Source organism: Pseudomonas lundensis (genome assembly GCF_002269125.1).
GTDB lineage: Bacteria > Pseudomonadota > Gammaproteobacteria > Pseudomonadales > Pseudomonadaceae > Aquipseudomonas > Aquipseudomonas lundensis_A.
This window is the reverse complement of sequence record NZ_NQKI01000050.1, coordinates 1-16,450: the sequence shown is the minus strand read 5'-3', so window position 1 is coordinate 16,450 and position 16,450 is coordinate 1. Positions and strand designations below refer to the sequence as shown.

At 56.5% G+C, this 16,450-nt stretch carries 22 protein-coding genes and 1 tRNA gene; 9 read left to right on the top strand and 14 right to left on the bottom strand.

What is annotated here, in order from left to right:
• Positions 1 to 209 precede the first annotated feature (209 nt).
• Complete coding sequence (locus tag CJF39_RS23100; RefSeq protein ID WP_170942714.1) at positions 210 to 380, top strand: hypothetical protein; 171 nt, start codon at positions 210 to 212, stop codon at positions 378 to 380.
• Between the two features lie 51 nt (positions 381 to 431).
• On the opposite strand, the gene CJF39_RS21095 is transcribed toward CJF39_RS23100, so the two are convergent.
• Together CJF39_RS21095 and CJF39_RS21090 are read right to left on the bottom strand one after the other, a co-directional pair.
• Positions 432 to 1,187: a TerC family protein gene (locus tag CJF39_RS21095; RefSeq protein WP_094995167.1), complete on the bottom strand. Its 756-nt coding sequence runs from the start codon at positions 1,185 to 1,187 to the stop codon at positions 432 to 434.
• Between the two features lie 30 nt (positions 1,188 to 1,217).
• A complete protein-coding gene (locus CJF39_RS21090) occupies positions 1,218 to 1,460 on the bottom strand; it encodes a hypothetical protein (RefSeq protein WP_094995166.1) in 243 nt (80 codons plus the stop codon).
• Between the two features lie 135 nt (positions 1,461 to 1,595).
• Between CJF39_RS21090 and nhaR the strand changes: the two genes are divergently transcribed.
• Positions 1,596 to 2,501 carry a transcriptional activator NhaR gene (gene nhaR / locus CJF39_RS21085; RefSeq protein WP_094995165.1) on the top strand — a complete coding sequence of 302 codons (906 nt, stop codon included), beginning with the start codon at positions 1,596 to 1,598 and terminating at the stop codon, positions 2,499 to 2,501.
• On the opposite strand, the gene CJF39_RS21080 is transcribed toward nhaR, so the two are convergent.
• Positions 2,498 to 3,652 carry an MFS transporter gene (locus CJF39_RS21080; RefSeq protein ID WP_094995164.1) on the bottom strand — a complete coding sequence of 385 codons (1,155 nt, stop codon included), beginning with the start codon at positions 3,650 to 3,652 and terminating at the stop codon, positions 2,498 to 2,500. The genes nhaR and CJF39_RS21080 overlap by 4 nt on opposite strands.
• Before the next feature lie 343 nt (positions 3,653 to 3,995).
• On the opposite strand from CJF39_RS21080, the gene sstT reads away from it, so the two are divergent.
• Positions 3,996 to 5,219: a serine/threonine transporter SstT gene (gene sstT, locus CJF39_RS21075; protein WP_094995163.1), complete on the top strand. Its 1,224-nt coding sequence runs from the start codon at positions 3,996 to 3,998 to the stop codon at positions 5,217 to 5,219.
• A gap of 89 nt (positions 5,220 to 5,308) precedes the next feature.
• Here sstT and CJF39_RS21070 read toward each other — a convergent pair whose 3' ends face one another.
• Positions 5,309 to 5,818 carry a DUF1993 domain-containing protein gene (locus CJF39_RS21070; RefSeq protein ID WP_094995162.1) on the bottom strand — a complete coding sequence of 170 codons (510 nt, stop codon included), beginning with the start codon at positions 5,816 to 5,818 and terminating at the stop codon, positions 5,309 to 5,311.
• A gap of 130 nt (positions 5,819 to 5,948) precedes the next feature.
• Here CJF39_RS21070 and CJF39_RS21065 point away from each other — a divergent pair, with 130 nt between their 5' ends.
• Complete coding sequence (locus CJF39_RS21065; protein ID WP_094995161.1) at positions 5,949 to 6,593, top strand: YceH family protein; 645 nt, start codon at positions 5,949 to 5,951, stop codon at positions 6,591 to 6,593.
• Positions 6,594 to 6,632: 39 nt separating this feature from the next.
• Here CJF39_RS21065 and CJF39_RS21060 read toward each other — a convergent pair whose 3' ends face one another.
• Positions 6,633 to 7,451 carry a shikimate 5-dehydrogenase gene (locus tag CJF39_RS21060; RefSeq protein ID WP_094995160.1) on the bottom strand — a complete coding sequence of 273 codons (819 nt, stop codon included), beginning with the start codon at positions 7,449 to 7,451 and terminating at the stop codon, positions 6,633 to 6,635.
• Between the two features lie 235 nt (positions 7,452 to 7,686).
• On the opposite strand from CJF39_RS21060, the gene CJF39_RS21055 reads away from it, so the two are divergent.
• From CJF39_RS21055 to CJF39_RS23415, 3 genes are all read left to right on the top strand, one after another.
• Positions 7,687 to 8,034, top strand: a complete 348-nt coding sequence (locus CJF39_RS21055) for a hypothetical protein (RefSeq protein ID WP_094995159.1) — start codon at positions 7,687 to 7,689, stop codon at positions 8,032 to 8,034.
• Between the two features lie 156 nt (positions 8,035 to 8,190).
• Positions 8,191 to 8,385 (top strand): hypothetical protein, encoded by a 195-nt coding sequence (locus CJF39_RS21050; protein ID WP_094995158.1) that lies wholly within the window; start codon positions 8,191 to 8,193, stop codon positions 8,383 to 8,385.
• Between the two features lie 110 nt (positions 8,386 to 8,495).
• Positions 8,496 to 8,690, top strand: a complete 195-nt coding sequence (locus tag CJF39_RS23415; protein WP_094995157.1) for a hypothetical protein — start codon at positions 8,496 to 8,498, stop codon at positions 8,688 to 8,690.
• On the opposite strand, the gene CJF39_RS21040 is transcribed toward CJF39_RS23415, so the two are convergent.
• Positions 8,638 to 8,949 (bottom strand): AzlD domain-containing protein, encoded by a 312-nt coding sequence (locus CJF39_RS21040; RefSeq protein ID WP_094995156.1) that lies wholly within the window; start codon positions 8,947 to 8,949, stop codon positions 8,638 to 8,640. The genes CJF39_RS23415 and CJF39_RS21040 overlap by 53 nt on opposite strands.
• Positions 8,946 to 9,641, bottom strand: a complete 696-nt coding sequence (locus tag CJF39_RS21035; protein WP_094995155.1) for an AzlC family ABC transporter permease — start codon at positions 9,639 to 9,641, stop codon at positions 8,946 to 8,948. The genes CJF39_RS21040 and CJF39_RS21035 overlap by 4 nt, the downstream gene beginning before the upstream one ends.
• Before the next feature lie 205 nt (positions 9,642 to 9,846).
• On the opposite strand from CJF39_RS21035, the gene CJF39_RS21030 reads away from it, so the two are divergent.
• A complete protein-coding gene (locus tag CJF39_RS21030; protein WP_094995154.1) occupies positions 9,847 to 10,365 on the top strand; it encodes a Dps family protein in 519 nt (172 codons plus the stop codon).
• Positions 10,366 to 10,510: 145 nt separating this feature from the next.
• Here CJF39_RS21030 and CJF39_RS21025 read toward each other — a convergent pair whose 3' ends face one another.
• A complete protein-coding gene (locus CJF39_RS21025) occupies positions 10,511 to 11,452 on the bottom strand; it encodes a class I SAM-dependent methyltransferase (RefSeq protein WP_094995153.1) in 942 nt (313 codons plus the stop codon).
• 314 nt (positions 11,453 to 11,766) lie between these two features.
• Between CJF39_RS21025 and pbpG the strand changes: the two genes are divergently transcribed.
• The gene (gene pbpG / locus CJF39_RS21020) at positions 11,767 to 12,705 is read left to right on the top strand and encodes a D-alanyl-D-alanine endopeptidase (RefSeq protein ID WP_094995152.1); all 939 of its coding nucleotides are present in this window, start codon (positions 11,767 to 11,769) and stop codon (positions 12,703 to 12,705) included.
• Between the two features lie 35 nt (positions 12,706 to 12,740).
• Here pbpG and CJF39_RS21015 read toward each other — a convergent pair whose 3' ends face one another.
• The 6 genes from CJF39_RS21015 to CJF39_RS20995 form a co-directional block, all read right to left on the bottom strand.
• Positions 12,741 to 13,706 (bottom strand): GGDEF domain-containing protein, encoded by a 966-nt coding sequence (locus CJF39_RS21015; protein WP_094995151.1) that lies wholly within the window; start codon positions 13,704 to 13,706, stop codon positions 12,741 to 12,743.
• 149 nt (positions 13,707 to 13,855) lie between these two features.
• Complete coding sequence (locus CJF39_RS23530; protein WP_262373478.1) at positions 13,856 to 13,984, bottom strand: hypothetical protein; 129 nt, start codon at positions 13,982 to 13,984, stop codon at positions 13,856 to 13,858.
• Positions 13,985 to 14,160: 176 nt separating this feature from the next.
• Positions 14,161 to 14,610: an Hsp20 family protein gene (locus CJF39_RS21010; protein WP_094995150.1), complete on the bottom strand. Its 450-nt coding sequence runs from the start codon at positions 14,608 to 14,610 to the stop codon at positions 14,161 to 14,163.
• A 122-nt stretch (positions 14,611 to 14,732) separates the two neighbouring features.
• Entirely contained in the window at positions 14,733 to 15,692 is a 960-nt protein-coding gene (locus CJF39_RS21005) for a tRNA dihydrouridine synthase (protein WP_094995149.1), read from the bottom strand.
• A 72-nt stretch (positions 15,693 to 15,764) separates the two neighbouring features.
• On the bottom strand, positions 15,765 to 16,199 hold the full coding sequence (locus CJF39_RS21000) for an acyl-CoA thioesterase (RefSeq protein ID WP_094995148.1): 435 nt from the start codon (positions 16,197 to 16,199) through the stop codon (positions 15,765 to 15,767).
• 174 nt (positions 16,200 to 16,373) lie between these two features.
• A tRNA-Glu gene (locus CJF39_RS20995) sits at positions 16,374 to 16,449 on the bottom strand.
• Position 16,450 lies beyond the last annotated feature (1 nt).

Below are 16,450 nucleotides of genomic sequence, written 5' to 3'. Positions count from 1 at the left end.
CCTTGAATGGTTCCAGACTGTCAGTCCGGCATGGTTGCCGATCTTAAGGCTGGAGTGATGCGAGGTATAGCCTTAACACCCAGTAAAGCGCGTGATTTAGAGCCAATCAGTTGAACACTCACGACCTTTGGTCAATAGCTTGAAACACTCCAGCGGCTAGACTGTCACTTCTAATGTGTGTGTGCCCAACATGGGCAAAGGAGGCACTCATGAGCCCGGCATTAACGCTTTTCCTGTTGTTCAGCGGCTGGTTGGCCGTCGCCGCCGCCATGCTGTGGGGTGTGATGCGTATCAGTCGTCGTCACCATCACCCGCAACCCAAGGTTGAACCTAAAGCGCTTACCATCAAGACAGCCATCAATGCAGCGAACGCCCATTAAAAAACCGTTCACTTCATGAAAGTGAACGGTTTTTGTGTGCAGCTTCAGCGATTACTTAGCCAACCCCGCCTGGCGTTTTTCCCGCACCCTTCGGGCCAATATGTTGAGCGTTTCGACTGTGGCCGAGAATGCCATCGCTGCATACACATACCCTTTAGGCACATGGGCGCCGAACCCTTCGGCAATCAGCGTCATACCGATCATGATCAGGAAGGCCAGGGCCAGCATCACCACGGTCGGATTTTCATTGATGAACTTGGCCAATGGTTCCGAGGCCAGCAACATCACCAGTACGGCAACCACAACGGCGATGACCATGATCGGCAAATGCTCGGTCATACCCACGGCGGTAATAATGCTGTCAATCGAGAAGACCAGATCCAGCATTAGAATTTGCCCGATCGCGGCAGCAAACCCTAACGAGACGCCAGATGATTTGCCCTCGGTCTCACCTTCAGCCTGCGGGCTCATGTTGTGATGGATTTCACTGGTGGCCTTCCAGACCAGGAACAGGCCGCCAGCGATCAGAATCATGTCCTTCCAGGAAAAGGCCTGCCCCAGCACGTCAAAGACCGGAGTGGTCAATTGCACGATGTAAGCGATCGTGCTCAGCAACCCCAAGCGCAGAATCAGCGCCATGCCAATACCGATCCGGCGTGCCTTGGTACGAAATTTCTCAGGCAGTTTGTTGGTCAGGATCGAAATAAAGATCAAATTATCGATCCCCAGCACGATCTCCATGACGATCAGCGTGGCCAGGGCGATCCAGGCAGTGGGGCTGGCAGCCAGTTGTAAAAGGTAATCCATAGGTGCGTTCGGACTCAGGTGTAGGACGAATTAAATGGCTTGCGAGGATTGCTTATTGTCTTGCGCTGACGTCTCTGGCTCGGCCGGGGTTGAGCCCGTCGCTTCATTGAGCGCCTGTTCAGCGGCTTTGTGGGTATCGTCAATGGCCTGCTTTGCGCTCTCGGCCGTTTTACTGAGCATCTGCTGCGCAGCTTTCTCAGCCTGATCACACCCACTCGTCATTAAAACTGCTGCAACAAGCAGTGTAGCAACGCCCAGTTTTGTCATCGTCATCCTGCGTTTCCTCTCGAAATCAATGGTCACGGCTAACGCACGCGAATAGCGCGAGAGTCTAGGCAGACAAACAGTTCAGTAAAATTCGTATTTTTAAAGGTTATACTTCGGTTTTTACGAAGTATTGCAGAGCAAATGCTTAATTATCGACAGTTGCACTACTTTTGGGTGGTGGCTAAAACCGGCAGCATTGTTCGTGCCTGCGAGCAACTCAACCTCACCCCCCAGACCATCAGTGGCCAAATCAGCCTGCTTGAGCAAACGTATGGCTTGCCCCTGTTTCAGCGGGTCGGCCGGCAACTGGAATTGACCGAAACCGGTCGTCAAGTACTGCCTTATGCTGAGCAGATGTTCCAGCTGGGCAGCGAACTGGAAAGCATGCTGCGCATGTCCCCCAAGGAACAACAGATTTTGTTCCGCGTGGGTGTGGCGGATGTCGTGCCCAAATCGATTGTGTACCGGCTGATTGCGCCAACCATGGCGCTGGAGGCGCCCATCCGCATCACGTGCCGCGAAGACAAACTGGATCGTTTGCTCGCAGATCTGGCTATTCAGCGGCTGGATCTGGTGATTTCCGATAGCCCCATGCCTTCCCACCTCGACATTAAAGGCTTAAGTCAGAAGCTGGGTGAGTGTGGCATCAGTTTTTTTGCCACAGCCCCGTTGGCCAAAGACTACTTGCACAATTTCCCCCACTGCTTGCAGGGAGCCCCGCTGTTGATTCCGGGCTCTGAAACCGTGTTGCGCAGCCGACTGTTGCGCTGGCTGGCCGAACAGCACATTCAGCCGCGCATCGTCGGTGAGTTCGACGACAGCGCGCTGATGCAAGCCTTTGGACAGTCAGGTACGGGCGTTTTCATCGCCCCCAGCGTGATCGCTGAAGAAGTGATACGTCAGTTTGACGTGAAACTGATCGGCCAGACCAACGCCGTGACCGAATCGTTTTACGCCATCACCGTGGAACGCAAGATCAAGCACCCCGGAATCGTTGCGATTACTGAAGGTGCACGGCGCGAACTGTTCACCGATCTAGAGCGTTAAGCACACACTGCGCGGTTTTTAGACGTCATTAACAACAGGGCAAGCAGGATCGACACCAAAATAAAGCCCGCCGCTGCAAAGCCAAGGCTACCCAGGCCGTAATGGTCGATCACCCGGCCGCCTACCATGGCGCCCAGCCCGATCCCCAGGTTCGCCCCTGCGATGTTCAGCGAAGCCGCAAAGGCCGGCGCGTGGGGCGCCACTTTCATCAGGCGCACATGGCTGACCAGAAACAGCGCGGCTTGCGTCACACCCCATACGCCCATGGCCGCCGCCAACCCCAGCGTGGAGTGAATGCTAGGCACCAATGCCACCATGCCGCCAATCATGAAGGCGCAAAACACCATCGAGGCAATCAGCGGATGACGATCGACCATACGACCGCCTAACGAATTGCCGATCAACCCGACAGCACCGAAGCCCATGAGACACCATCCCACTAACGTGCCGTCGAAACCCGCAAGGCGCTCGAGAATGTCCGCCAAATAGGTGTAAGCGGTAAACATGCCGCTGAACACCAAGACCGACAAGACAACGTGACCGATCATCAACGGGCTGCGCAGCATGCCGAATTGAGAGCGCAACGTGACGGCGTCTTTGACCACCCGCGTTGAAGGCAGATAGATCCACAACAGCAAAGCCTTGGCCAGGGCCACCACGGCCAGGATGCCGAACGCACTGCGCCATCCCCACGCATCCGAAATCAACGTGCCTACCGGAATACCGAAGACCGTCGCACACACAATGCCGAAACCGATTTTGGCGATCGCACGCCCCGCATAGTCAGGGCCCACAATGTCTACCGCTGTTTCACTGGCCAGCGCCCAAAATACCGGCAAGCCCAAGGCAGGCAACAACCGCGCAAAAGCCATCACCCAAATGTTCGGTGCCAATGCGGCAACCGTGTTGGCAAACGCGAACATCAACAAAATGCCGATAAACAGGCGTTTACGCTCAAATCTGGCGAAATAAGCCGTTAAAAAAGGACCAAGAGCCGCAACAGTAAAGGCGAACAAAGTCACTAACAGCCCGGCCTGAGGCACGCTGACATCAAGGTCCCGAGCAATAGAGGGCAGCAAGCCGACGATGATGAACTCGGTCGTGAGCACGGTAAAACCGGCCGCAGACAGCAGCAGGATGGGCAACAGCATGAATAACTCCAGAGACGGCAAGGCCAGCGAAAGCCAAGTGGCCCGCTGATTTGAATAAGAGTGGATAGCGCAATGGTAACAGAATGATTCGCAGCACGTACCCGCCGAATCCACGGCCCTGACACGGGTGCAGATGTGACAGATTGCCCTTGAGCAGGAAAGTTCCCGCATCCCTATGATAAAGTCCGCGCCCCGCCATGGTTTTAGTCACACAGACGTATCCAATCGACACGGCTATCATCTGCTGCGAACTTTTCGCCCCCCGAGATCTGTGGGAAACATCTGACATTTTGTTCGCACACGATCATTGATTGCGGCACCCACAACAACTAGAGAGTCCCCTATGACTGACGCTTCACCTTCCCTGCTGCACCGGCTCAAACGCACCAGCCTGGTGACCCAGATCGTGATCGGCCTGATTGCCGGGATTCTGCTGGCCTGGCTCGCTCCCTCGGCGGCACTGACTGTAGGCTTTATCGGCAAGGTTTTTGTCAGCGCGTTGAAAGCCGTTGCTCCCATTCTGGTGTTTGTGCTGGTCATGGCCTCGATTGCCAACCATAAACACGGCCAGGAAACCCACATTCGCCCGATTCTGGTGCTGTATCTGTTCGGCACGTTTGCAGCCGCAGTTGTAGCCGTGGTCGCCAGCATGCTGTTCCCGTCCCATCTGGTGTTGTCTACCCACGACGTTGCGATTTCTGCGCCGGGTGGCATTAATGAAGTGTTGCAAAGCCTGCTGCTGAGCGTGGTAGACAATCCGGTCAGTGCCCTGATGAACGCCAACTTCATCGGTATTCTGGCGTGGGCCATTGGCATGGGCATTGCCATTCGCCATGCGGGCGAAACCACCCGCACGGTGCTCAATGACCTGTCCAACGGTGTCACCCTGATCGTGCGCGTGGTGATCCGTTTCGCGCCGCTGGGCATATTCGGCCTGGTCGCCTCAACCCTGGCCTCTTCGGGGTTCAATGCACTGCTGGGCTATCTGCACCTGCTCGTCGTGCTGATCGGCTGCATGCTGTTTGTCGCCTTGGTGGTCAACCCGCTGATCGTGTTCTGGAAACTGCGTCGCAACCCGTTCCCGCTGGTGTTTCTGTGCCTGCGCGAAAGCGGTATCACCGCGTTTTTCACCCGCAGTTCGGCGGCCAACATCCCGGTCAACATGGCGTTAAGCGAGAAACTGGGCCTGCATGAAGACACTTACTCGGTATCAATCCCGCTGGGTGCCACCATCAATATGGCCGGTGCGGCCATCACGATTACGGTATTGAGCCTGGCAGCCGTGCACACATTGGGCATTGAGGTCGATCTGCCGACGGCTATTCTGCTGAGCGTCGTGGCAGCTGTGTGCGCCTGTGGGGCATCGGGCGTGGCAGGTGGTTCGCTGCTGCTGATTCCGCTGGCGTGCAGCCTGTTCGGCATTCCCAGTGAAATCGCCATGCAAGTAGTCGCCGTGGGCTTCATCATCGGCATCCTGCAAGATTCGGCCGAAACCGCCCTCAACTCCTCCACCGATGTGCTGTTTACCGCTGCCGCCTGCATGGCGAAAGAAGACAAGGCCGTCTAAGGCCACGTCCATGCACAGTGTTCAAGCGCTGCCCGCGGGCTAGGCTTGAACACTGTCGCTGCACGTTTCAGTGCGCATTCATACCTGAATCAGAACGCCCCCATGTAATCACGCTTGCCGATTTCAACGCCGTTGTGGCGCAAAATCGCGTAGGCAGTGGTGACGTGGAAGAAAAACTGCGGCAAGCCGTAAGTCAGCAAATAGGCCTGACCGGTGAAGCGTTTCTCTTTAGGCGTTCCCGGACGGGTCACGATTTCAATCCCTTCCTTGCCATCCACCTGCTCCGGTTTGAGGGTGTCCACAAATGCCAGCACCTTGCTGATCAGCGCTTGCAGTTCGGCAAAGGTAACTTCGTTGTCGTCATATTTAGGCAACTCAACTTCAGCCAGACGCGCCGAGACGCCTTTGGCAAAATCCACTGCAATTTGCACCTGACGCACCAGCGGGAACATGTCCGGTGCCAGACGCGCTTGCAGGAAAACACTTGGGTCAATGTTCTTGGCCGTGGCATGCGCTTCTGCTTTGGTCAGCACACCGCTCATGGCGTTGAGCATTTGCTTGAACACGGGAATGGACGCTGCGTACAGAGAGATAGTCATGGGGGTCTCGACAGTCGGTGGGCACAATGAATGAGCGCCGATTATAGACAGGTCGCTGCGCTAAAGCGGCTTGTCTTTCAACGGCCAATGGTTCTAGGCTAGCCGCCTTCCAACGCACAGGGACAACGTGATGAACAGCGAACACGAGACCGACATCGAACCCCGTCTCAACAGCACGGAAATTCGCATCCTCGGCGCCTTGATCGAAAAACAGGCCACGCACCCCGACACCTACCCGCTGACGCTTAATGCGCTGGTGTTGGCTTGCAATCAAAAGACCAGCCGCGAGCCAGTCATGAACCTCAGCCCCGGCCAGGTCGGGCAAAGCCTGCGGGCACTGGAGGGGCGAGGCTTTGCGCGCCTGGTCATGGGCAGCCGTGCAGATCGTTGGGAGCATCGGGTCGATAAAGTGCTGGAGCTGGTACCGGCGCAAGTGGTGTTGATGGGGTTGTTATTCCTGCGCGGCCCTCAAACCCTCAATGAGCTGCTAACCCGCAGCGCGCGCATGCACGACTTTGAAGACACCGAGCAAGTGCAGCACCAACTTGAACGCCTGATCGTTCGCGACCTGGCACTGCTGGTGCCTCGCCAGAGCGGGCAGCGTGAAGATCGTTACATGCATGCGCTGGGAGACCCTGCCGACATAGACGCCATCATGGCAGCGCGCCAGCAGCCATCTGAACGAGGCAGCACGTCAGGGCTGTCACTGGAACGCTTTGAAGCGCTGGAAGCACGGGTTGCGGCATTGGAAGCGCGCTTGGCCGAACTGGAATAACCCTGCTCGCCGGGCAAGATCCATCGCCCGGCGAACCGCTCAACTGCGGGCAAACGCGACGGCAGCCCGGAACTGCTCGGGCGTGGGGCGTACGCCGGTGTAGAGCACGAACTGTTCAAGGGCCTGAATCGCAATGACCTCAAGCCCGGTAATCACCTGCTTGCCCAAGGCGCGGCCGCGAACAATCAGCGGCGTTTCCGACGGGATTGCCACCACATCAAAAATGATCGTTGCCTGACTGATAGCAGCCTCTTCAAACGCCAGATCATCGGCTTCTGCCCCGCCGCTCATGCCGATGGGTGTCACGTTAATCAGCATCTGAGGCCGTGCAGCCCCCAACTGCGCTTGCCACTCATACCCACAATGCCGGGCCAAAGCCGAACCGGACGCTTGATTACGGGCCACAATCAGACCCTGTTTGTAACCGCCATCCCTTAGCGCCGATGCGACGGCTTTGGCCATGCCGCCACTGCCATGCAGCGCGAACGTCGTGTCCTTGCTGATGTTATGGCGTTCCAGCAACTGGGCGATGGCAATGTAGTCGGTGTTATAGGCCTTCAAATGGCCGTCGGTGTTGACGATGGTGTTGATCGAATCGATGGCCTTGGCCGATGCATCCATCTCGTCCACCAGCGCGATGCACGCTTCCTTGAACGGCATGGACACACCACAACCGCGTATGCCCAGCGCACGAATGCCAGTGACCGCACCCGACAGGTCCTGGGTGGTGAAGGCTTTGTAGTAGAAATTCAGCCCCAATTGCTCATAGAGATGATTATGAAACCGCAGTCCAAAATTGCCGGGGCGACCCGACAGTGAAATGCACAACCGGGTGTCTTTATTCGGGTTCATCTGCATGTTCTTCTCCTCAGAGAAAGCGTTCAGATAGACGGCCGGGGCCGTTTCAAGGTGTTGGATTGATCATGTCCGGGCCGACCACGCTGAAACGAGTCAGCCGCCGAAGACCTTACACAACATTTACCGAGAGGCGCCGCAGTTTTTTTGAAAAGCGCGGTCTGAGTGTTATCCCCGCACCCTTTTTGCGGCCTGTACCAGGCTGAATTGCCGGGGCTGGAATCCGAGGAATGTCAAGATGCGCAACATCCCTAAAATCACGTTGCTAATCGGCGCACTAGCCGTCACGGGTCAAGCGTGTGCCCACGGTGGCTGGGGCGCGGGGCCGGCCGTGTTCGGTGCGGTGGTGGGTGGCGCGATCATTGGTTCGGTGATAACCAATCACGATCAGCGCCCTCTCTATGTGCAACAACCGTTCTATGCTCAACCGCAACCGGTCTATGTGCAGGCCCCGCCGGTGTATTACCAGCCGCAACCGGCCTACATGCCCGCACCCCAGCCGGTTTACTACCAGGGCTATTACGGTCGGCCACACCCGGTGCAATACGGCCCGCCGCGGGGTTATTACGGGCCACCACGCTGGTGATAGCTGGTCTGAATAGATGATGTGAATGTCGCAAGTGATACACAAAATGTAACGTGTTTGCGGCATGATTGGACGCGAGTGCGCCCGGACGTTATCAGCGTCGCCGGGCGCTCTTGGTTCAACAGCCGGATACCTATAAAAACAAGGACGACCCAAATGCCGACACAACACCCTCATCGCCGGGCTGATCTCTGCACCTCAAGCAAGGTTTACCAAGCCCTCACAGAACTCAAGCAGCTTGAAGGGCACCGCTCTGCCAAGCTGATTTCACTGTTGGCCCAGCACCTGGTCGATAAAGGCATGCTCAATGATCAAGAGGTCATGCATATGTTGGACCTGGTAGTGGATTAACCTGACGCAAGCACTAACCTTATCCCTGTCGATGGCGACTATCACGCGCAATGATTTTTTGTGCAGCGGCGCACGCCGTAAGGTGGCCTCATTGATTGAAGGAGGTGTGTATGTCCAAGGTTCATGTCATGTCGATGGTGGGCAGCGCTGTGCCGGCCCCGCTCCGCGCTGATGGCTTGTTGGCCTGCTGGTATGTGGTGATCGACGGGGTGCCGGTCAGCGGCCCGTTTACCTCACGGGCAGCCGCACAGCTCACAGCCACCCGCGAAACAGATAAAACAGCGCCACACTGGACACGACACTGAGCAACACGTTGCGACTCCAGATCATCAGGCCAATTGCACACAACCCGGCCAGCAGGTACGGGTTGTCCAGGCTGAGATTAAGCGCGCGGTCCTTGACGAAAATGATGGGGCCGCAAATGGCCGTCAGCATCCCCGGCACGGCAAAGCCCAAAAACTCCTTCACACCTCTATTCAAACGGATGGGAAGGCGCGGCTCCAGAAACAGATAGCGGTTGAAAAACAAAATCAGCGCCATCCCGACAATAATCACCCACATCATTCGAAAAAGACTCCTGCACGCTTGCTCAAGTAGCCTGCCGCCATCCCGGCCAGCCCCGCCAGAACGATCGCTGATTCCAACTGCCAGTAACTGAACAGCACAACACTTATGAGTGAAACTGCCACGCAAATAACGGTAGGAACATTGCGCACCACTGGCGTAATCAGGGCAATGAACGTCGCCGCAATCGAGAACTCCAGCCCCAACTGGTCCAGGCCCGGAATGCTCTTGCCGAGCATCAAGCCCAGCAGAGTGAACAGGTTCCAGCCAATGTACATGCACAGCCCGACCCCCAACGCATACCAGCGATTGAATGCCTGGCGATCATGGCTGCTGACCAGCGCAAAAAATTCGTCGGTGAGTAAAAAACCCAGACCGAACCGCCACTTGGCCGGCAGCGGTGAAACCACCGGGCGCAGGTGCATCGCGTACAGCAGGTGCTGAGAGGTCAGCAGCAAGGTCGTCAGCAGGATGGACAACACGCTGGCCCCGCCCTTGATCATGCCAATGGCCACCAGTTGCGCGGCACCGGCGAACACCAGCACCGACAGTCCCTGACTTTGGGCGGGGGTCAGTTGTGCGTCGATGGCGGTTGACCCCGCCAGCAGCCCCCATGGCGCGCAGGCGAGCGTCAATGGCAGACAGGCAATCACACCACGCATGAACGCGGCTCTGGCAAGCGAATGGGGCATTAAAAACATCCTGATGGTCAGCAGCGGCAAAGGGTCGCAACAAACGCACGCAACGTCTTGAACGATCTTGCTCAATGCACTCTGGAACACCTGGAGCGACGTTGCGGTACGACGCTGGCAGTTTGACGAAAGGTCATTCCTGGTCTTTAGTCAGCCGGAATCGTTATCCGTTATATCCCGTCCACAGCTTCCACGAGGAACCATCATGAAAGACCTGAAATCCGCCAAGGAAACCAGAAAGGCCGATCTGCGGACACCTTCGGCGTTGAGCGATGAAGCCTGCATCAACATTGCAGCAGAAGTGAATGCGCTGCTGGCCGATATCTTCGCCATTTACATGAAAACCAAGAATTTCCATTGGCACATGTCAGGCCCGCATTTCCGTGATTTCCATCTGCTGCTAGATGAGCAGTCCGATCAGATTTTCGCCACCACCGATGCTATCGCCGAGCGTGTGCGCAAGCTGGGGCGCACCACCATTCGCTCCATCGGCCACATCAAGAAGCTGCAACGCCTGCTGGATAACGACGCCGACTTCGTGACCCCGGAAGATATGCTGGCCGAATTACGTGAAGACAACATTCAATTGGCCGCTTACATGCGTGAAACCCACAGCATGTGTTCAGAGCTGGGCGACGTAGCGACGACCAGCCTGTTGGAAAACTGGATCGATGAAGCGGAACGCCGCGTCTGGTTCCTGTTCGAATCGTCGCGTACCAAATAAACAAAAACGCCGGTTTGATACCTGTCAAACCGGCGCTCCAGATGAATTAAGTTTCACTAAGCCCGCGAACCGCTGCTTGTATAGTGCCCCTTGCTCATTCAATGAACCCTTGCCCGCCTCCCCCTGCGGGCTTTTTTTTGGGATTTCAAACGCCCTGCCTGAACACCAGCGCTTTCAAGCCGCACTCGGCATCGGCATCCGGAAATTCAGGCGGGTTCTCCAACCGCTGCTCAAAACGCAAACCCGGCGCATGCTCGGTCACGCCAGCTATCAGAAAGTCCGAACCCAGCGACGGGTCATTCATGCAGGCCAGCACCCAACCGTTTTCACTCAACAACTCTGGCAAGCGGCGCACCACACGCTGGTAATCCTTGGTCAGCAGGAAACTGCCTTTCTGGAAGGACGGCGGGTCAATAATCACCAAATCATAAGGGCCGGTACTTTTCACCTTGCCCCAAGACTTGAACAGCTCGTGCCCCAAAAACGTAACCTTGCTCATGTCGTGGCCATTCAAGCGATGGTTATCACGGCCTCGACTCAGCGCCGCGCGCGACATGTCCAGATTGACCACATGTTCTGCGCCGCCTTCGATGGCAGCCACCGAAAAACCGCAGGTGTAAGCGAACAGATTCAACACCCGCTTACCCTGGGCATGGGCTTTTACCCACTCGCGGCCGTAGCGCATATCGAGAAACAGGCCGTTGTTCTGCTTGCGGCCCAAGTCCACGCGGTACTGCAGCCCACCCTCTGTCAGGGTCCACTCATCGATGGCTTCGCCCACCAGCCACTCGGTGTCGCTTTGCAGGGTATAGCGATGCTGCAACACCAACGTGTGCGCTCCACTGGCTTGCCATACCGGTGTCTGCGCAAGGTGTATCAACCGGGTTTTGAGGGCTTGCAGCCAGGCTGCCTCGGGCTCCTTGAACAGCGATACCAGCACCACGCCTTGCAGCCAATCCACGGTCAATTGCTCAAGCCCCGGCCAACAGCGACCTCGCCCATGAAACAAGCGGCGGGTTTCTTCAGGTGCGCTTTGCAGTGCAGTCAACAGATGAGAGTCGAGGATAGAAAGCGCGTCAGGGGTCATCGGTGAGGCCGGTTATTTCAAAGGGCGGGCATTTTACACAATTACCTCTGTGTCTACGTCAGCGGCCTATTCTGCGAGGTCCGATCCCCGGCATTGCACAGAGAGTCGCTTCCTTGGGGGCAAGGGCTCAGCTTGCACAGCGACCAGTCGTCCGCTGCCCTGCCTCAATCGCACGATTTACACGAAAAACACGCTGTAACTGCTTGCGGGATCAGGCATTTCTACGATTATTGATACATACTCAACAAATGTAACGCGATGTGTAATGAGTCGCGCGACAACGTCACCTCCCACTTCTTTTCGAGTCAATCTGCGTGAAAAGTCATCTTTCGATTCTTGGCCTGTTTTTAGTGCTAACAGGCGCCGCCGCTCCCTCAATCGCCGCAGCGACTGAAAGCACCTCTGCTCCGCGCGATACCTCACAACTGCATATCGCGTCAGGCAGCGCGATGCTGGTTGACCTGCAAACCAACAAAGTCATTTACGCCAGTAACCCTGACGTCGTGGTGCCAATAGCTTCGGTGTCCAAGTTAATGACCGCAATGGTGGTGCTGGATGCCAAATTGCCGATGAACGAGTACATCGCGGTCAATATCAGCGACACTCCCGAGATGAAAGGCGTATTTTCACGCGTCAAACTCGGCAGCGAACTGACGCGCCAAGACATGATGCTGATTACCCTCATGTCCTCTGAAAACCGTGCCGCGGCGACGCTTGCGCACCATTACCCGGGCGGTTACGTGGCGTTTATTGCCGCCATGAACGCCAAAGCCAAAAGCCTGGGCATGATGCACACCCGCTACGTTGAGCCAACCGGCCTGTCGATGCATAACGTGTCGACGGCCCGCGACTTGAGCAAGTTGCTGGCAGCGGCCCGTAAATACCCGATGCTGAGCCAATTGAGCACCACCAAGGAAAAAACCGTGGCGTTCCGCAAACCCAACTACACCTTGGGCTTTCGCAACACCGACCACCTGGTCAACAAAGACAAGTGGACTATCAAGATCACCAAGACCGGCTTTACCAACCAGGCAGGCCACTGCCTGGTGCTGGTAACAGAAATGGGCAACCGTCCCGTTTCGCTGGTGATTCTGGATGCATTCGGCAAATACACCCACTTTGCCGATGCCAGCCGCATCCGTAGCTGGATTGAAACCGGCAAAAGCGGCAGCGTGCCGGATGTGGCATTGCGATATAAAGCCGACAAGAACCTGAAGGCCCGCCCCGCAGCCCAGCCCCACGCCACAAAGTAATGACTGTGACCCGGGCCCGGAATGCCGGGCCGGGGTCAACTTCGCTTCAATGCCTGCTTATGGACGTACATCGCACGGTCGGCGTCGAGCAACAGGCTTGCGACCGAGTCATGGTGTTGAGGGTCATACTCAATCTGCCCGACACTGAAACGAATCGCATAACCCCGTGAGGCGCTCGCGTTGCGCTCATCGAGCATCTCCTGCAAGCGAGCCATGATGGCGATGATTTGTACGGAATCTGTGCCGGTCAGCAACACCACAAACTCGTCCCCGCCCAACCGCCCGATGACATCACTTTCGCGAAATGCAATTCGCAGGACGTCAGCGAATGCCTTGAGCGCGAGATCGCCTTCAGCGTGACCGTAGGTGTCATTGATCTGCTTGAACTCGTTGAGATCGAAAAACAACAAGGTCGCGGGTCTGCACCATTGCTTGCAATATGACAGGCCATGCCGCGCCAAAGCTTCGAAGCCGCGCCGGTTGGAAAGCAGGGTTAACTCATCCATGGTTGCCATTTGTACAGCCACCAGCTCTTGCTCGGCCATCGCAGCCAAATCCCGCAATAACTCGCGCTCATCGTCGCTAAGCACCCGAGGCCGGGTATCGATCAAACACAGCGTACCCATCTTGCTGCCATCACCCACCGACAATGGGCAGCCTGCGTAAAACCTGATCCGCGGATCGCCCACAACCAACGGGTTGTCGTAGAAGCGCTCATCGAGTCTGGCGTCGCAGATCATCAAAATCTGATCGCCCAAAATGGCATGACCGCAGAAAGAAATGTTCCGGGGGGTTTGGCTGACGTCAACGCCTGCCGCCGACTTGAACCACTGGCGCTCGGCGTCCACCAAACTGACCAGTGCAATCGGTACATTGAACAAACGCTTTGCCAGGCGCGTTAGCCGGTCAAAACGTTCCTCCGGTCCGGTATCGAGCACATTTAACCTGTGCAAAGCGTCTAAACGAGCGGCTTCATCGACAGGTTTGGCTGGCACCCACATGCGTTGCTCCCTTTTGCACGATCAGGCAAAGCGTAGTCCACATCATCGTCAAAGGAGCAATGGCCGACCAAACGCAGGAGAGAGGGACAGAGAAAGTGCAGGCACTTGCCTCGGGGAGAGGTCGAAAGCAAATGCCTGCGTGCTGCTCATCAACGTTGGGGTTGGTCTTTTTTAGTTTTTTTAATGGTTTCTACGGTGGTTTCCCGAGGTCGACGCTTGGCCTCTTCCAAGGGAATAAACAGACCTGTTGCAGAATCTCGTGCACGCTTGTTTTTCATATTGTTCACCTGTGTATTGCCCCGGGTACGGCGTGTGCCCAGTCGGATATCTACAGGCTAGTCGACGAAAAACACTTGAAAGCTGCCCGGAAACAAGCGCTTGCAGTTCTGTGCGCGGCCCCGGATACAAAGAACCCCGCCTGAAAAGACGGGGTTCCTGACATGCCACTGCGGGATCAGTTTTGCAGGGCTGGCTGCTCCCCATTGATCGGGATGCGTTTGGCTTTTGCCTCTTCTGGCACTACCCGCTGCAGATCAATGCTCAGCAAGCCATTGCTCAGGTTTGCACCTTTGATCTCGATGTGGTCATCGAGGCGGAAGGACAGTTTAAATGCCCGTTGCGCGATGCCCTGATGCAAAAAGGTCACGCTTTCGTCGGTGCTGGTTTCACGTTTGCTGCCGCTCACGGTCAGCACACCTTTCTCTACTTGCAAGTCCAGGTCGTCCTGTTGGAAACCCGCAGCAGCTACAACGATGCGATAGCTGTCTTCACCCCGTTTTTCAACGTTGTAGGGTGGGTAGCCACCGCTGGTGTCATTGCGAAGCGCGGTTTCGAACAAATCACTAAAACGGTCAAAGCCGACAGAATTACGGAACAGTGGCGCCAGAGAGAATGCAGTGCTCATAATTTAGCCTCCTGATTTCAGCGAGATTTTGTCTCCGCGACCCGGTTTCGGCATCGCGTACTCCCTAAATAGGGACCGACCCAATCATTTCAAGAGGTTTTTTTAAATTTTTTTCAGGCGCTTCAAGCAGCATCCGCAGGCGGGTTGTTGACCAAATGACGGACTTTTTCACAGTCGGTTTCGCGGCGCATGGCGTTGAACAGCACCGTGGCCTCGGGGTAAGTGCGGGTCAACATTGCCAGCCATTGCTTGAGACGCCCGGGGGCTGAACGCGGGGTCAATTGCGCCTGTGCCTGGGCCCAGAAGTCGCGAATCATGGGCTGCAGGTCGGCCCACGTCATTTCGACGACCTCTTCCCCGGCCCGCGCTGCGGCGATCTGTCGGGCCAGGTCTGGCCTGGATACCAGGCCGCGGCCGAGCATGATGTCTTCAACACCGCTGATTTCGCGGCAACGACGCCAATCCTCAACGGACCAGATATCACCATTGGCAAACACAGGCACCTTGACGACCTCTTGCACCTGGGCAATGTACTCCCAATGCGCAGGTGGCTTGTAACCGTCCATTTTGGTTCGGGCATGCACCACAATCTGGCTCGCCCCGCCTTCAGCCAACGCAATGGCACATTCGTTGGCGCTGTCAGGGGTATCAAACCCCAGGCGCATCTTGGCCGTGACCGGAATATGCGCCGGCACTGTGCGACGCACTTGCATCAGAATCGCATGCAGCAGTTCCGGCTCTTTAAGCAGTACGGCACCGCCACGGGACTTGTTGACCGTTTTGGCCGGACAGCCAAAGTTCAGATCAATCACCTCGGCGCCCAACTGACAGGCCAACGCTGCGTTGTCTGCCAAACACGCAGGATCGGAGCCCAGCAGTTGCACACGCAACGGCACGCCTGCGCGGGTTTTCGCGCCGTGTTCAAGCTCAGGGGCGAACTTGTGGAAGTACGCTTCGGGCAGCAGACGCTCGGTGACCCGAATAAATTCGGTGACACACCAATCAATACCGCCGGTGCGGGTCAGGACATCACGCAGGATGTTATCGACCAGCCCTTCCATCGGCGCCAAGGCAATTTGCATGGGTGACTCTCATAAAAAACGTGCGGCAGTTTACGCGGTAACGCGCTCAAGCGGTATCAAGCTGCAGCCCTGTCACGCTGGCACGATCGCCGGACCATAACCCTCGAGGAATTCGGGCGGTAGGCGCCTGGCTTTGCCGGTGGACAACTCGATACACACAAACGTGGTTTTAGCCCGCAGCAACGTCAGACCGTCGCGAGGCCTGATTAGCTGGAATTGACGTGTCATGCGTAAGCGTTTGTCGCAATCGATAATCCACGTCGCCAGTTGCAGCTCGTCACCTTCATAGGCGCTGGCCAGGTAATCGATTTCATGCCGTGCCACCGCCATGGCGCGGTCAAGGCGACGGTATTCAGTCAGGTCCAGCCCAAGGCGCTGAGAGTGACGCCAGGCGCATCGCTCCAGCCAGACAACATAGGCAGCGTTGTTGGCGTGGCCAAAACCATCAATGTCTTCAGCCTGCACTTGCAGGTCAATGATGAACGGCGTTGCCAAATCCCAGCTCATGCCCAACCTCCACGCGTGAATAAAGGGCGCAGTGTAACGCAGCATGTGTGTTCAAGGTGGGGAGTGGCGCTGGGCAAAGCAAGCATGATGGCGAGAACGACAAAAGCGTCAGACAAACAAAAGGGCCATTCAATAATTGAATGACCCTTAAAAATCCCGCAGAGCGGGTAATCGTGGCGTCCCCTAGGGGACTCGAACCCCTGTTACCGCCGTGAAAGGGCGGTGTCCTAGGCCACTAGACGAAGGGGACA

Excerpts from the sequence above, each read along its gene's own strand:
- CJF39_RS23100 (WP_170942714.1), top strand. The coding sequence starts at position 210 with ATGAGCCCGGCATTAACGCTTTTCCTGTTGTTCAGCGGCTGGTTGGCC.
- CJF39_RS21095 (WP_094995167.1), bottom strand. The coding sequence starts at position 1,187 with ATGGATTACCTTTTACAACTGGCTGCCAGCCCCACTGCCTGGATCGCC.
- CJF39_RS21090 (WP_094995166.1), bottom strand. The coding sequence starts at position 1,460 with ATGACGATGACAAAACTGGGCGTTGCTACACTGCTTGTTGCAGCAGTT.
- nhaR (WP_094995165.1), top strand. The coding sequence starts at position 1,596 with ATGCTTAATTATCGACAGTTGCACTACTTTTGGGTGGTGGCTAAAACC.
- CJF39_RS21080 (WP_094995164.1), bottom strand. The coding sequence starts at position 3,652 with ATGCTGTTGCCCATCCTGCTGCTGTCTGCGGCCGGTTTTACCGTGCTC.
- sstT (WP_094995163.1), top strand. The coding sequence starts at position 3,996 with ATGACTGACGCTTCACCTTCCCTGCTGCACCGGCTCAAACGCACCAGC.
- CJF39_RS21070 (WP_094995162.1), bottom strand. The coding sequence starts at position 5,818 with ATGACTATCTCTCTGTACGCAGCGTCCATTCCCGTGTTCAAGCAAATG.
- CJF39_RS21065 (WP_094995161.1), top strand. The coding sequence starts at position 5,949 with ATGAACAGCGAACACGAGACCGACATCGAACCCCGTCTCAACAGCACG.
- CJF39_RS21060 (WP_094995160.1), bottom strand. The coding sequence starts at position 7,451 with ATGCAGATGAACCCGAATAAAGACACCCGGTTGTGCATTTCACTGTCG.
- CJF39_RS21055 (WP_094995159.1), top strand. The coding sequence starts at position 7,687 with ATGCGCAACATCCCTAAAATCACGTTGCTAATCGGCGCACTAGCCGTC.
- CJF39_RS21050 (WP_094995158.1), top strand. The coding sequence starts at position 8,191 with ATGCCGACACAACACCCTCATCGCCGGGCTGATCTCTGCACCTCAAGC.
- CJF39_RS23415 (WP_094995157.1), top strand. The coding sequence starts at position 8,496 with ATGTCCAAGGTTCATGTCATGTCGATGGTGGGCAGCGCTGTGCCGGCC.
- CJF39_RS21040 (WP_094995156.1), bottom strand. The coding sequence starts at position 8,949 with ATGATGTGGGTGATTATTGTCGGGATGGCGCTGATTTTGTTTTTCAAC.
- CJF39_RS21035 (WP_094995155.1), bottom strand. The coding sequence starts at position 9,641 with ATGCCCCATTCGCTTGCCAGAGCCGCGTTCATGCGTGGTGTGATTGCC.
- CJF39_RS21030 (WP_094995154.1), top strand. The coding sequence starts at position 9,847 with ATGAAAGACCTGAAATCCGCCAAGGAAACCAGAAAGGCCGATCTGCGG.
- CJF39_RS21025 (WP_094995153.1), bottom strand. The coding sequence starts at position 11,452 with ATGACCCCTGACGCGCTTTCTATCCTCGACTCTCATCTGTTGACTGCA.
- CJF39_RS21015 (WP_094995151.1), bottom strand. The coding sequence starts at position 13,706 with ATGTGGGTGCCAGCCAAACCTGTCGATGAAGCCGCTCGTTTAGACGCT.
- CJF39_RS23530 (WP_262373478.1), bottom strand. The coding sequence starts at position 13,984 with ATGAAAAACAAGCGTGCACGAGATTCTGCAACAGGTCTGTTTATTCCC.
- CJF39_RS21010 (WP_094995150.1), bottom strand. The coding sequence starts at position 14,610 with ATGAGCACTGCATTCTCTCTGGCGCCACTGTTCCGTAATTCTGTCGGC.
- CJF39_RS21005 (WP_094995149.1), bottom strand. The coding sequence starts at position 15,692 with ATGCAAATTGCCTTGGCGCCGATGGAAGGGCTGGTCGATAACATCCTG.
- CJF39_RS21000 (WP_094995148.1), bottom strand. The coding sequence starts at position 16,199 with ATGAGCTGGGATTTGGCAACGCCGTTCATCATTGACCTGCAAGTGCAG.